A 12,141-nucleotide genomic window follows, 5' to 3' on the forward strand; every position below is an offset into this window, starting at 1 on the left:
GGCTCAGGCGGCCGCGCGTCGATCCCGACGCGCGGCTCCGATCAGGCCCAGATGGGTGACGCCGAAGCCGTCCGGCGACTTGAGCCCGTAGCCGAGGGCGCGATCGAAGCCGATGTGGGCCAGCCAGATCAGGGCGAGGGCGATGGACAGTCCGTCGCCGGTCAGCCCGCCTGTCGCCGCCAGCAGCAGGGGCCCGATCAGGCCGTGGGCGAGGTTGTAGGCCCACGCCCCGACGCGCGGTCCGGCCAGATAGCCGAAGAAGGACAGGTCCGGCGTCAGGAAGAGGACGGCGAACAGCAGCCAGCCCTCCCCGAACCGGGCATAGGCCAGGACAGAGACAGCCAGCAGGGCCAGGCCCTCCAGCCTCTGCCAGACCGGCGCGACGACGGTCATTTCAGCAGCCGGTCGAGCAGGGCCGCGGTCGAGGGGTCGAGGGCTGGCGAGGGGGCGCCCGCCGCCACGTCCGTGAGCACGGCCCTGGCCAGGACCTTGCCCAGCTCGACGCCCCACTGGTCGAAGCTGTTGATGTCCCAGATCACGCCCTCGACGAAGGTCTTGTGCTCATAGAGGGCGATCAGGGCCCCCAGGGTCTGCGGCGTCAACCGCTCCATGAGGATGGCGGTCGAGGGGCGGTTGCCGGGGAAGGTCTTGTGCGGGGCCAGAACCTCGGCTTCGGCGTCGGGCGCGCCGCTCGCAATCAGCTCGGCGTGGGCCTGGGCCTCGGTCTTGCCCTGCATCAGGGCTTGCCCCTGGGCCAGGGCGTTGGCCCAGAGCGGGCTCTCCGAGGTCGTGCCGTCCGTCGAGGCGACGATGACGAACTCGGCCGGGACAACCTGCGGCCCCTGATGGATTTGCTGGAAGAAGGCGTGCTGGCCGTTGGTGCCGGGCTCGCCGAAGACCACGGGGCAGGTCTGGCGGCCGACGGGAGAACCGTCGCGACGCACCCGCTTGCCATTGGACTCCATCTCCAGCTGCTGCAGGAAGGCCGGCAGGCGGCGCAGACCATGGGCGTAGGGAGCCACGGTGCGCGCGGGGCGGTGCAGGCCGTCGACATTATAGATCTGGGCCAGGGCCATCAGGACCGGGGCGTTGCGCGCCAGCGGGGCCTCGAGGAAGTGCCGGTCCAGAGCAGCGGCGCCGTCGAGGAAGCCCTGGAACGCCTCCCAGCCCAGGCCGATGACGCACGACAGGCTGACGGCCGACCACAGGGAGTAGCGCCCGCCGACCCAGTCCCGAAAGGCGAAGGTGCGGCCGCAGCCGAAGGCGGCGGCGCGCTCCGGCGCGGCGGTGACGCCGATGAAGTGCCGCTCCATGCCCTCGGCCGGCAGGGCGGCGGCCAGCCAGGCCTTGGCCGCCTCGGCGTTGGCCAGGGTTTCCTGGGTGGTGAAGGTCTTGGAGACGACGACGACCAGGGTGGTCTCGGGATCGAGTCCGGTCAGGGCCTCGGCCATGTCGCGCGGATCGATATTGGCGACGAAGCGGATGTCGATGGCCGGCTCGAGCGGGCGCAGGGCGTCCCAGATCAGGCGCGGCCCCAGGTCCGACCCGCCGATCCCGATATGGACCACGGCCTTGAAGGGACGGCCGGTCGCGCCCGTCTCGATACTGGACCGGACAGCGTGGGCGTAGTCGCGCATCTGGCTGCGCACGGTCGCCACCTCGGCTGAAACGGCTTCGCCCAGGGCGTGGAAATCAGCCCCTTCGGGCGCGCGCAGGGCCGGGTGCAGCACCGCCCTGCCCTCGGTGGCGTTGACGGCCTCGCCGTCGAACAGGGCCGCGCGACGGCCCTCGACGTCGGCGGCGCGGGCCAGTTCCAGGGCCGTCTCGAAGCCGCTGCGGGTCCAGCTCTGCTTGGACAGGTCCAGGTGCAGGCCGGCGGCGTCGAGCGACAGGCGAGTCAGGCGGTCGGGATCGGCGGCGAACTGATCGAGGATGCGGGCGTCGGCGTCGCGGCGGGCGACGGCCTCCAGTTCGGTCCAGGCGGCGTGCGGCATCCTCGTCTCCCCCCTCGGCCGTCCCAAAAGGGCTGGTACGGCGCTTGCAAGCCCATGTTTACGGCTCAGGCCCAGAAGAGTTCAATCAACGACCCGGTCAACTTGGATTTCCAATTGGTCTTCTTCGTCCGGCCGCCAGTCACAAAGGGATCCCCTCATGTCCTGCGGAATCATCCTCGCCGCCGCCCTGCTGCTCAGCGACCCTTCGGTGGCTGAAGCCGCCGCCCTGCCGCCCGTCGCGGCCGACGCCCCTGTCTCGGTGGCTCATGAGCCTCTGTTCGCTGATCTGGTGGCCCGTTCGGGCTCGTTGAAGGCGATCGTCGACGGCTGGATCGCCTCGGGCGAGGCCGACGCCGAGGGCTTCCTGAGCGGCGCCGCCTTCACCGGCCTCAAAGCTCAGGCGAGCGACCTGGCCGCCCGCGACCTGCAGGGCCATCTGGTGCTTAAGGAGCGCGGCACGGACAATGACCTGAAATGCATCCTGCGCGGCATCTCGGAAGACATGCCGAAAAAGGTCGCCGCCGTCGAAACGGCGCCGAACGCCGCCGAGCGAAAGGTGGCGCTGGAAGAGCTGGCCTATCTGCTGAACGACAACGTCGAGGTCATCACCTCGCCGCCTAAACCGGCCGTCTGAATGACGGACGGTTCAGGCTTCTTTGTTGAGCCTACCGCCCTTCGGGCTGCTTGAGGCCCGGTGGGAGCGCGTTTGACGCGGACGCTCAGCTCGCGACCGTCTCCGCATATTTGATCGCACAGCCGTAGGGTTGGGCGAAGGCGGTCTGGACGGGGCGGCCGGCCTTGGCGTCGGCCAGGGCGGTGCGGACGAAGTTGTTGGCGCCCTCCAGATCCTCGACCTTGTTGGTCGGCCTGTCGTCGATGCCGCCGACGTAGATCAGCCGGCCTTCAGGATCGATGATGCGCATGTCGGGCGTGGTCTTGGCGTCATAGCGCTTACCCGTCTCGCCGGTCGGGTCCAGCAGCAGGTGAGTGAAGGCGGCCCGGTGTTTGGCCTTCCAGGCTTTCGCCTCTTCGCCTTCCACGAAGCCCTGGGTTCCCGGCGCCGAGGAGATGATGGTCAGCCAGATCACGCCATCGGCGGTCGCCTCGCGCTGCAGGGCCTGCATGGCGCCGCTGTAGTGTTTCTTCACGAAGGGGCAGCCCTCGTTGGTCCACTCCAGCACCACGGTCTTGCCCTTGAAGTCGGCCAGCGAGCGCTGCACGCCTTCGGCGTCGACCAGGGTGAAGGCCGGGGCCATGTCGCCCGGACCGGCGACGGCGGTGGTTTCGGTCGCAACGGGGACGGCCTTGTCGGGCGCGGTGGCGGGCTGCTGCTGGCAGGCGGCGAGCAGGAGAAGCGAGGCGGAAGCGACGGTCAGCATACGGATCATCGGATGGTCTCCTTCAGGTCATGGGGCAGGTGAAACTCAGCGGGCAGCGTCTTTCAGGGCCTGGACGACGGCTCCTTCGGTCAGAAGTTGCGGCAGGATGCGCGGCTCGGCCTGGCCGGGGGCATAGATGAGATAGAGCGGCACGCCCGAGCGGCCGTGGCGTTGCAGTTCGGCGGTGATGGCGTCGTCGCGGCGGGTCCAGTCGCCGACCAGATAGACGGCGTTCGCCGCCTGCATCGCCTCGGCCGTGCGGGACGAGGACAGGGCCGCGCCCTCGTTGATCTTGCAGGTGACGCACCAGTCGGCGGTGAAGTTGACCAGGACCGGACGGCCTTCGGCCAGGGCCGCCTGCACGGCTTGCGCCGACCAGGGCTGCGACGCCAGGTGGGCGGAGGAGGCGGAGGGCTCGCTCGAGGCCGGCGCGGCGCGGGCGGCCAGGACGCCCAGGCCCAGCGCGACGACCAGGAACAGGGCGGCGGCGACCACGGCGAGGCGGCCCTTGCCGGGCGCGGTCTGCGACCGACCGTAGAGCCACAGGGTCAGAGCCAGCATCAGGCCGGCCCCGAACAGCAGGGCGAGGGCGTCGGCGGTCTGACGGCCATAGACCCAGGCCAGCCAAAGCGCGGCGCCGTACATGGGGAAGGCCAGCAGGTTCCTGAGCGTCTCCATCCACGGCCCGGGGCGCGGCAGACGCGACAGCAGGCGCGGGCTGAGGCTGATCAGGACATAGGGCAGGGCCAGGCCGAGGCCGAGCATCAGGAAGACCGCCAGGGCCATGGGCCAGGGCATCAGCAGGGCCGCCCCCAGGGCGAAGGCCATGAAGGGGGCGGTGCAGGGCGCGGCGACGACCACGGCCAGAACTCCGGTGAAGAAGGCCCCCGCAGCGCCCGGCAGGCGAGCCAGCGGGCCGTGGCCGGCGCCCTGCAGGCCCGCGCCGACTTGGAAGACGCCCGACAGGTTCAGGGCCACGGCCAGCATCAGTAGGGCCAGGGCGGCGACGACGGCGGGCGACTGCAGCTGGAAGCCCCAGCCCAGGGCCTGACCGCCCGCGCGCAGGGCCAGCAGCGCCCCGGCCAGAACGAGGAAGGTCGCCAGCACGCCCGCCAGGAAGGCCAGACCGTCGCGGCGAGCCTCGGCCGGTTCATGCGCCGAGCGGCTGAGCGCGGCCGCCTTCATCGCCAGGATGGGGAAGACGCAGGGCATGAGGTTGAGGATTAGCCCGCCCAGCAGGGCGAACAGGGCAGCCTGAAGAAAGGCGGCGATGGTCGTGGCGCCGGGCGCAAGCTTCTGCGCCGCCTCGCCGTCGCCGATGGGGCCTTCGCCCGAGGCCCCGGCCAGGGCCGCGCCCTGTTCCGCCGAAATCTCCCAGGCGCCGAGATCGGTGGACAGGACCCCGGCCAGCGGCGGCTTCAGGCCGTTGGCGGTCAGGCCGCGCCCAGGGGCGAGGGTCAGGGTCAGGCCCTGCGGCCCGCGCTGACCGGCCTGGGCGGCGGCGTGGTCGATGATCCCGCCCTCGAAGGGGAAGAAATAGGCCCATTTGGGCGGGGCGTCCGCCAGCGGTCCGCCGACGGCGGTAAGGGTCAGTCGGCCGTCGGCGAAGGCGGCGCGGGCCTCGATCCCGGCGGGACGGGGGGCCGAGGCGACCACGGCCTGAATGGCCTGACCGTGGCGTGGGTCCAGCGGAGCGGCGCCGTCGCGCACCGGCAGGCTGAGGGCCAGGTCGAGGTCCTCGGGCACGCACATCTCGTCGCTGCAGACATAGAAGTGAGCGGTGACGCGCAAGGTCAGGATCTGGCCGGGTTGCACAGAGGCGGGGACCCGAAGCGGCACGGGCAGGAAGACCACATCCGAGTAGCCGTAGTTCATCAGGCTCTGCAGCCGCTGGCGTTCGGGCAGGGGCCACAGGATGTCGCCAGGGACGACGTCGTCCGGCAGGCTCCAGCTGAGCGTCGTCGGGCCGCCGGAATCCCCCTGGTTGCGCCAGTAGGTATGCCAGCCGGGCTTGATCTTCTGGCGCACGGCGACGATCGCCGTCGAGCCGGGCGTGGCCCAGGCGCTCATGGGGACCAGTTCGGCCTCGATCCGTTCCGTGCGTTGCGGCCCGGCGGCGACCGGGGCGGCGCCTGCCTTCAGCGCCTGATCCAGGGCGGAGGGCGTCGCCGAAGCCGAGGCGGCGAAGGTCAGCCAGACGAGAAGGGCGACGAGAAGACGCAAGGGGCGGCACCGGGCGATGGAAAACAGGCGCCGACCTTAAACGCCCAGCCGCCCGACAGCCACCGTCCCGCATCGTCGCAGGCGGGGCGGTGGCTGTCGCAGCCCGGGGGAAGCCCCTCGCGTCAGGAAGGCCTAGCGCCGGGGGGCGGCCTCGATCACCACTTCGGTGCGGCGGCGCAGGGGGTCGTTGACGCCGTTGACCAAGGCGCCCTCGGCGCCGCCAGCGGCGACCTCGAAGGCGGGAGCGGGCAGGCCTGCGGCGGCGAGGGCTTCGGCCACGGAACGGGCGCGGCGTTCCGACAAGGACTGGTTGGCGGCGGCGGTGCCGCTGCGGGCGTCGGCCAGGCCCAGGACCTGAACCTTGGTGACGTCGCAGCCCTGAAGCTGGGTGGCGGTCAGGCTGATGGCCTCGCGCGCGGCGGTGGTCAGGCGGGCCTGATCCTGATCGAAATAGACCTCGAACCGCTTGGCGGCGCAGGCGGCGGGATTGCTGACCAGATCGCTGCGCTTCTTGTAGACGCCGGGCGTCGAACAGCCCGCCAACAGGGCCAGGATCAGGCCGCTCGCGGCGGCGGCAGGGAGGATGGGTTTCATCGGTCAGCCCCTCGACAGAACGCCCAGCCCCGGGCGCGCAAGACTACGAAAGCAGAAAGGGCGGCCCGCCTTCGCGGACCGCCCCTGAAACCTGACCCGAAAAGTCTTCGGGCGCCAGTGTCGTCTTAGTAGCGACGCTGGCCGTTCTCCCAGTAGCACTCGGTCTGACGATTATCGTAGCAGTAGTAATAACGGCCCTGATTGTCGCGATAGCGCTGCTGGTTGTTGCGGTCCTGATTGGAGCCGCGGATAGCGCCGGCGGCGCCGCCGGCGAGGGCGCCGATGGCTGCGCCGGTCGCAGCGTTGCCGCCGCCGACATTGTTGCCGATGATGGCGCCGGCCACCGCGCCGAGGCCGGCGCCGATGGCGCCCTGGCGAACGGTTTCGTTGTTGCCGCCGCCGTAATACGGGTCACTGGCGCAGGCGGTGACCAGAAGGCCGGCGCCGGCGATGGCGATGATCGCCTTGTTCATGGATCTGTCCTTCGTCCGAGGGGGCTCCCCTGAGGCTGACAGAACGCAGGGAAAACGCGGCGGTTCCGGGGCAGGGGCGACAAGCTTCACATTATTTTGTTCGGCGGGGCGGTCGGGCGGAACCGGCGCGGGAAATCGGGCGTTCGCCGCCCATGACCGACGCTTCCGCGCCCGCCGCTTCTCCCGACACGCCTCGTCACGCCCTGCACGCCTCGGTTCGCCGGGTGGCGATCGTGGTCAATCCCCTGTCCGGCGGGGTCGGCCCCCAGGCCGCCGCCGAGGCCGAGGCCATCCTGTCGCTATATGATTGCGAAGCGACGGTGACGACGCTGGAGGGACCTGGAATTCCGGATCAGATCGCCACGGCCCTGGCGGCAAGTCCGGATGTTCTGTTCGTCCTGGCCGGAGACGGCACGGCGCGGTCGGTGGCGGCGCAGGCGGGCATGAAGGGTCCGCTGATCGCGCCCCTGCCCGGCGGCACCATGAACATGCTGCCCAAGGCCCTGTACGGCACGGCGGACTGGAAGGCGGCCCTGCGGCGAGCGCTGGACGAGGGCGAGCCGATGGTGGTGGCCGGCGGCGTGGTCGAGGGCGAGGCCTTCTATTGCGCGGCCATCCTGGGCTCGCCTGCCCTGTGGGCGCCCGCGCGCGAGGCCATGCGCACCGGCAAGCTGAAACTGGCCTGGATGTACGGGCGGCGCGCGTTGAAGCGGGCCTTCACCGGTCGCCTGCGATACAGTCTGGACGGCGGCGACAAGCGCCGGGCCGAGGCTTTGGTGCTGATCAGCCCTCTGATCTCCAAGGCCATGGTGAAGTGCGACGGGCTGGAGGCGGCGGCTATGAACCCGTCCGATGCGGCCCAGGCCTTCCGTCTGGCGGCGCACGCCCTGTTCGACGACTGGCGTCACGATCCCAATGTAACGACCCGGCCCGCGCGCTGGATCGGGGTCGCGGCGCGCTCGAAGATCCCGGCGGTGATCGACGGCGAGCCCATGCTGCTGGGCCGCGAGGCCGCCGTCACCTTCCAGCCGCGCGCCTTCCGGGCCTTGGCGCCGCGTCCGCCGGCCGGCGAGGACAGCCTCTGATGGGGCGGGTGCTCCAGTTCTCGGACGTGCATTTCGGTTGCGAGCATCAGCACGCCGTCGCCGCCGCGCTCGACTACGCCCATGCGACGCCGCACGATCTGGTGCTGATCACCGGCGATATCACCCAGCGCGGCCTGCCCGCAGAGTTCGAGGCTGCGGGTGAATGGATTCGCGCCATGCCTCAGCCGGTCTTCGTCACCGTGGGTAATCACGACGTGCCCTACTGGGATGTGATGGCGCGGCTGTTCTGGCCGTGGCGGGCGTTCGAGCGGGCGACCGGCCACCCGGCCCATGATCACGAGTTCAAGCGTCCCGACCTGATGGTGCGTGGCGTGACCACGGCGCGCGGCTGGCAGGCCCGGCCGAACTGGTCAAAGGGCGTCATCGATCTGGACCAGACGCGCCGGGCGGCGGAGGCCCTTCGCCATGCGCCGATCGGGGCGCTGCGGATTCTGGCCTGTCACCACCCTCTGATCGAGATGATCGGCGCTCCGATGACCGGCGAGGTCAAGCGCGGCGATCAGGCGGCCCTGATCTTCGCCGAGGCGGGCGTCGATCTGATCACCACGGGTCATGTCCATGTGCCGTTTGCTCTGGGCATCGATCTGTCGGACCGCTGTTCCTACGCCATAGGCTGCGGGACGCTGTCGCATCGTGAGCGCGGGGCGCCGCCGAGCTTCAACCGCATCGAATGGGACGCCGCCGAGATCGTAGTGACGGCGGTGGTCTGGACCGGGCGTCGGTTCGAGGATCACCAGACCTGGCGTCTGCCGCGCCGTCAGGACACGCGCCGGGCCGAGACGGCGCCCGATCCGGCCACGCCCGGTGAGATGGAAGCCGCCGCCACCTGACCGCCGGGCATGAAAAAGACCCCGGGGTCGCCGGGGCCTCTTCATTCAAGACTGAACGGGTCGCGTCAGACGCGTGGGCCGCGCCCGCGCATGCCGCCCATGACCAGCGAGACCACGAACAGGATCACGGCGATAATGGCGATGAATTTGGCGATCTCGAATGACATGCCCGAGATTCCGCCGAAGCCGAGGACAGCGGCGACCAAGGCGATGATAAAGAATATGATGGCCCAACGAAGCATGGACAGTCCTCCGAAACATTGTTGACGGAGGTAAAACCATCGACCGTTCTGTGCCGATCGTTCCACCTACCGAGAACAACGCTTCGAAGACTTGACCGTTCCGCCGTTTATCGACGGCGCTGGCGGCTCTTTTCAGTAAAGGCCGCCGCGACCATGGTGGCCAGGGCCGGGTTGCGCAGGAAGATGAAGCCGCCGGCCAGGGCCGCGGCTACGCCCAGCAGGGGGCGGTCCTGGAACAGGTGGACGGCGCGCATGCCCAGGCTTTCGGGCTCCTGATCCTCCTCCTCGTCCTCGCCGTGGGCGCGGCGCACGAAGACCAGGGCGATGATCAGGGCGATCACGGCGAAGAGGCCCGAGGTGATGGCCGCCGCCGCCAGGGGCGGGACGACCAGCGCCAGCAGATAATAGACCGTGGCCCCCAGGGCGACCATGGCCACGAAAGCCGCGCCGCCCGCGATGAAGGTCGCGACGGCGCGGTTGATCAGCCCCCGCCCGAACATCAGCGGCGACGACCGGCGATGAGCAGGCCCAGGACGAAGCCGACGCCGAGGGCGATGGCGGTGGACTGGACGGGACGTTCCTGAACGCGCTCGACGACATAGCGCTGGGCTTCCTCGAAGCGCTCGGCGGCGTCGTCGTAATATTCACGGCCGCGCACGCGGGCGTCGTCGTAGTAGCCGCGGGCCTTCTCGCGCAGTTCCTCGCCCTGCTCGCGCAGGCGGGCTTCGGCTTCGGCGGCCTTGGCCTTCAGGCGCTGCGTTTCCTCGCGCGCGCCGGTCTTCAGATCCTCCTTGAGGGTCTTCAGGTCGTTCTTGATGTCTTCCCGAGCCTTGGTCGTGGCCATGATGCGCGCTCCGCTGGGTTGTAAGCTTGACGATTAAATAGAGAACCCCCGCCCCGAACGCCACACCGACGACCAAGGTTCCTGCAAAGCCGCAGGCCAAGGCCGTCATGCGACCGCCTTCTGGCGTCGTCCGAAGCACCGTCCTAGAACAACGTCATGACCCAATGGCTGTTCCCGCCCGCGCCTGCGCCGTCCCTGCCCATCATCGATGAGGCGCGTCGTTTCCCCGTGCGACGTATTCTCTGCGTCGGCCAGAACTATGCCGCCCACGCCCGCGAAATGGGGGCCGACCCGAACAAGCCCGCGCCCTTCTTCTTTTCAAAGCCCGCCGACGCGCTGGTCGTCGACGGGGCTGATCCGGCCTATCCGTCGGCGACCGAGAACCTGCACCACGAGGTCGAGCTGGTCGCCGCCATCGGCGAGGGCGGAACGATTGCGGGCTGGGCTGTCGGCGTCGATCTGACCCGGCGCGACCTGCAAGCCGAGGCCAAGGCCAAGGGCCGGCCGTGGGAGGCGAGCAAGGCCTTCGACCAGTCGGCCCCCTGCGGCGCCCTGACGCTGGGCCTCCTGCCCGACGCCGGCGCCGCGATCACGCTCAAGGTCAACGGCGAAACGCGCCAGTCGGGGCGTCTGTCGGACATGATCTGGGACCCGGCGGGCATTCTGGCCAAGGCCAATGAGTTGTGGCGCCTGCAGCCCGGCGACCTGATCTTCACCGGCACGCCCGAGGGCGTCGGGTCGGTGGTTCCCGGCGATAGGGTCGAGGCAAGCATTGACGGTCTGGCCCCGCTCAGCTTCACGGTGAAGTCATGATCCTGCACGGCTACTGGCGCTCGGGCACCAGCTATCGCACCCGCATCGCCCTCAACCTGAAGGGCCTGGCCTATGCAACGGCGCCGGTGGATCTGCGCACGGGGGCGCAGAAGTCCGACGCCTATCTGGCGCTGAATCCGCAAGGTCTGGTCCCGGCGCTGGAGACCGGCGACGGTCTGGTCCTGACCCAGAGCCCGGCCATTCTGGAATGGCTGGAGGAGATGCATCCGACCCCGGCCCTGCTGCCGTCGAGCGCCGCCGACCGGGCCTGCGTCCGGGCCATGGCCGCCCTGATCGGCTGCGACATCCATCCGCTGAACAATCTGCGGGTGCTGAAGGCGGTGCGCGACCTGGGCGCCGATCAGGCGGGCGTGGACGCCTGGGCCGGGCGCTGGATCGCGGACGGGTTTGCAGCGTTGGAGGCGATGGTGGTGCGCCACGGCGAGGGCTGGAGCTTTGGCGGCGCCCCGACGCTGGCCGACTGCTACCTGATTCCGCAGATTTATTCGGCGCGCCGTTTTAACGTTGATCTGGCGGCGTTTCCGCGTCTGCTGGAGATTGAGATGCGGGCGGACCTGCACCCGGCCTTCATCGCGGCGCATCCAGACAATCAACCGGACGCGGATTAAGGCTCTTCGTTCACCAACAGCCTTGATTTCGGTCAATCTCCCTTAAGCTTTGGCGCTGAAGATCGGCGTCGTGAGATTCGCTGTTCCGCCTTCTCCGGCCGACCGGCTCGCCATCGCTGTGGTGACTGAGCCCGAACGGTCCCGACCGCTGCCCCCAGGCCAGCGGGAGGACGCCATGCGCCATCTGCTGCAGACAGCGGGCGACGCGGGCGTCGGTCTGGTGGCGACCCGGCCCGAGGGCGACGTCGAGCGCTTGCTGGGCCAGGCCTGGCCCTTCCCTTCGCCCTTCCGCGTCACGGCGCGCACCGTGCCCTTGGCCGATGGCCTGGACCGGGTCGAGGCCCGCGCCCGCCGTTCGCTGGAGCGTATGGGCCTGCCGCGCGGCGACGCCGTCCTGGTGCAGAACGCCTCTGATCTGGCCGGAGCCGAGGGCCGCGCCCTGTGGGCTCGTCTGACGGCGCTCAAGGAGCGTGGGGTCTTCCGCAAGATCGGCTTCGTCGCCACCGTCGAGGACGGCCCGACCCTGATCGCCCGCCGCTTCCAGCCCGACGTGGTGCAGGTCGCCTGCAACATTCTGGACCAGCGCGCCGCGCGCGGCGGGGTCATCGAGGACCTGGCCGGACAGGGCGTCGAGGTGCATCTGGCCTCGGTCTTCGCTCAAGGGCTGCTGTTCGCCAATCGTGACAGCCTGCCGCCGGAACTGGCGGCGCACGGCATGGCCCTGTCGCGCACGCGCCGCCGTCTGGCCGAGGCGCGGGTCGATCCGATGCAGGCGGCCCTGGCCTATGCCCTGAACCTGCCCGGCGTGGCCCAGGTGATCGCCAGCGTGGCTTCGGCGGCCGAGCTGCGCGCCATCGTCGCCGCCTCGCACGCGGCCAAGCCCGACATCGACTGGGACGCCCTGGCCCTCGACGAAGCCCCCGCCGCCGTCACCTCGCGCCTGCGCCTGCACGTCAGCAACGCCGCCTGATCCACAGGCGCGGCGCTTTTCGTCGCCGCCCTGTGCATGACCGC

General features: G+C 70.0%; 15 protein-coding genes. 6 read left to right on the forward strand and 9 right to left on the reverse strand.

Annotated elements, in window-relative coordinates:
• Positions 1-3 precede the first annotated feature (3 nt).
• The gene (locus IFE19_RS17000; RefSeq protein ID WP_207824388.1) at positions 4-393 is read right to left on the reverse strand and encodes a DUF4260 domain-containing protein; all 390 of its coding nucleotides are present in this window, start codon (positions 391-393) and stop codon (positions 4-6) included.
• Positions 390-1,994 (reverse strand): glucose-6-phosphate isomerase, encoded by a 1,605-nt coding sequence (pgi, locus tag IFE19_RS17005; RefSeq protein WP_207824391.1) that lies wholly within the window; start codon positions 1,992-1,994, stop codon positions 390-392. Before pgi ends, IFE19_RS17000 begins: the two co-directional genes overlap by 4 nt.
• A gap of 157 nt (positions 1,995-2,151) precedes the next feature.
• Here pgi and IFE19_RS17010 point away from each other — a divergent pair, with 157 nt between their 5' ends.
• Positions 2,152-2,628: a hypothetical protein gene (locus IFE19_RS17010; protein WP_207824394.1), complete on the forward strand. Its 477-nt coding sequence runs from the start codon at positions 2,152-2,154 to the stop codon at positions 2,626-2,628.
• An 85-nt stretch (positions 2,629-2,713) separates the two neighbouring features.
• Here IFE19_RS17010 and IFE19_RS17015 read toward each other — a convergent pair whose 3' ends face one another.
• The 4 genes from IFE19_RS17015 to IFE19_RS17030 all read right to left on the reverse strand — a co-directional run bounded on the left by IFE19_RS17015 (position 2,714) and on the right by IFE19_RS17030 (position 6,663).
• Entirely contained in the window at positions 2,714-3,382 is a 669-nt protein-coding gene (locus tag IFE19_RS17015) for a thioredoxin family protein (protein WP_207824396.1), read from the reverse strand.
• 36 nt (positions 3,383-3,418) lie between these two features.
• The gene (locus IFE19_RS17020) at positions 3,419-5,596 is read right to left on the reverse strand and encodes a protein-disulfide reductase DsbD family protein (RefSeq protein ID WP_207824399.1); all 2,178 of its coding nucleotides are present in this window, start codon (positions 5,594-5,596) and stop codon (positions 3,419-3,421) included.
• Positions 5,597-5,728: 132 nt separating this feature from the next.
• Positions 5,729-6,190, reverse strand: coding sequence for an OmpA family protein (locus tag IFE19_RS17025; protein WP_207824401.1), 462 nt, complete (start codon positions 6,188-6,190; stop codon positions 5,729-5,731).
• A 125-nt stretch (positions 6,191-6,315) separates the two neighbouring features.
• Positions 6,316-6,663, reverse strand: a complete 348-nt coding sequence (locus IFE19_RS17030; RefSeq protein WP_207824403.1) for a YMGG-like glycine zipper-containing protein — start codon at positions 6,661-6,663, stop codon at positions 6,316-6,318.
• A 152-nt stretch (positions 6,664-6,815) separates the two neighbouring features.
• On the opposite strand from IFE19_RS17030, the gene IFE19_RS17035 reads away from it, so the two are divergent.
• Positions 6,816-7,748 carry a diacylglycerol/lipid kinase family protein gene (locus tag IFE19_RS17035; RefSeq protein WP_207824407.1) on the forward strand — a complete coding sequence of 311 codons (933 nt, stop codon included), beginning with the start codon at positions 6,816-6,818 and terminating at the stop codon, positions 7,746-7,748.
• Entirely contained in the window at positions 7,748-8,599 is an 852-nt protein-coding gene (locus IFE19_RS17040; RefSeq protein WP_207824409.1) for a metallophosphoesterase family protein, read from the forward strand. The genes IFE19_RS17035 and IFE19_RS17040 overlap by 1 nt, the downstream gene beginning before the upstream one ends.
• Before the next feature lie 65 nt (positions 8,600-8,664).
• On the opposite strand, the gene IFE19_RS17045 is transcribed toward IFE19_RS17040, so the two are convergent.
• From IFE19_RS17045 to IFE19_RS17055, 3 genes are all read right to left on the reverse strand, one after another.
• On the reverse strand, positions 8,665-8,841 hold the full coding sequence (locus IFE19_RS17045) for a DUF1328 domain-containing protein (protein WP_105562824.1): 177 nt from the start codon (positions 8,839-8,841) through the stop codon (positions 8,665-8,667).
• A gap of 107 nt (positions 8,842-8,948) precedes the next feature.
• Positions 8,949-9,341: a phage holin family protein gene (locus IFE19_RS17050; protein ID WP_207824411.1), complete on the reverse strand. Its 393-nt coding sequence runs from the start codon at positions 9,339-9,341 to the stop codon at positions 8,949-8,951.
• Entirely contained in the window at positions 9,341-9,685 is a 345-nt protein-coding gene (locus IFE19_RS17055) for a DUF883 family protein (RefSeq protein ID WP_207824413.1), read from the reverse strand. Before IFE19_RS17055 ends, IFE19_RS17050 begins: the two co-directional genes overlap by 1 nt.
• Positions 9,686-9,841: 156 nt before the next feature.
• Here IFE19_RS17055 and IFE19_RS17060 point away from each other — a divergent pair, with 156 nt between their 5' ends.
• The 3 genes from IFE19_RS17060 (at position 9,842) to IFE19_RS17070 (ending at position 12,097) form a co-directional block, all read left to right on the forward strand.
• Complete coding sequence (locus IFE19_RS17060) at positions 9,842-10,498, forward strand: fumarylacetoacetate hydrolase family protein (protein ID WP_207824415.1); 657 nt, start codon at positions 9,842-9,844, stop codon at positions 10,496-10,498.
• Positions 10,495-11,127: a maleylacetoacetate isomerase gene (maiA, locus tag IFE19_RS17065; RefSeq protein ID WP_207824417.1), complete on the forward strand. Its 633-nt coding sequence runs from the start codon at positions 10,495-10,497 to the stop codon at positions 11,125-11,127. The genes IFE19_RS17060 and maiA overlap by 4 nt, the downstream gene beginning before the upstream one ends.
• A gap of 121 nt (positions 11,128-11,248) precedes the next feature.
• Complete coding sequence (locus IFE19_RS17070) at positions 11,249-12,097, forward strand: aldo/keto reductase (protein WP_263972849.1); 849 nt, start codon at positions 11,249-11,251, stop codon at positions 12,095-12,097.
• Positions 12,098-12,141 lie beyond the last annotated feature (44 nt).

Origin of the sequence: Brevundimonas pondensis, from assembly GCF_017487345.1 — a bacterium.
GTDB classification, from domain to species: Bacteria; Pseudomonadota; Alphaproteobacteria; order Caulobacterales; family Caulobacteraceae; genus Brevundimonas; species Brevundimonas pondensis.

Excerpts from the sequence above, each read along its gene's own strand:
- IFE19_RS17060 (WP_207824415.1), top strand. The coding sequence starts at position 9,842 with ATGACCCAATGGCTGTTCCCGCCCGCGCCTGCGCCGTCCCTGCCCATC.
- IFE19_RS17010 (WP_207824394.1), top strand. The coding sequence starts at position 2,152 with ATGTCCTGCGGAATCATCCTCGCCGCCGCCCTGCTGCTCAGCGACCCT.
- maiA (WP_207824417.1), top strand. The coding sequence starts at position 10,495 with ATGATCCTGCACGGCTACTGGCGCTCGGGCACCAGCTATCGCACCCGC.
- IFE19_RS17050 (WP_207824411.1), bottom strand. The coding sequence starts at position 9,341 with ATGTTCGGGCGGGGGCTGATCAACCGCGCCGTCGCGACCTTCATCGCG.
- IFE19_RS17040 (WP_207824409.1), top strand. The coding sequence starts at position 7,748 with ATGGGGCGGGTGCTCCAGTTCTCGGACGTGCATTTCGGTTGCGAGCAT.
- IFE19_RS17030 (WP_207824403.1), bottom strand. The coding sequence starts at position 6,663 with ATGAACAAGGCGATCATCGCCATCGCCGGCGCCGGCCTTCTGGTCACC.
- IFE19_RS17035 (WP_207824407.1), top strand. The coding sequence starts at position 6,816 with ATGACCGACGCTTCCGCGCCCGCCGCTTCTCCCGACACGCCTCGTCAC.
- pgi (WP_207824391.1), bottom strand. The coding sequence starts at position 1,994 with ATGCCGCACGCCGCCTGGACCGAACTGGAGGCCGTCGCCCGCCGCGAC.
- IFE19_RS17000 (WP_207824388.1), bottom strand. The coding sequence starts at position 393 with ATGACCGTCGTCGCGCCGGTCTGGCAGAGGCTGGAGGGCCTGGCCCTG.
- IFE19_RS17045 (WP_105562824.1), bottom strand. The coding sequence starts at position 8,841 with ATGCTTCGTTGGGCCATCATATTCTTTATCATCGCCTTGGTCGCCGCT.
- IFE19_RS17015 (WP_207824396.1), bottom strand. The coding sequence starts at position 3,382 with ATGATCCGTATGCTGACCGTCGCTTCCGCCTCGCTTCTCCTGCTCGCC.
- IFE19_RS17055 (WP_207824413.1), bottom strand. The coding sequence starts at position 9,685 with ATGGCCACGACCAAGGCTCGGGAAGACATCAAGAACGACCTGAAGACC.
- IFE19_RS17025 (WP_207824401.1), bottom strand. The coding sequence starts at position 6,190 with ATGAAACCCATCCTCCCTGCCGCCGCCGCGAGCGGCCTGATCCTGGCC.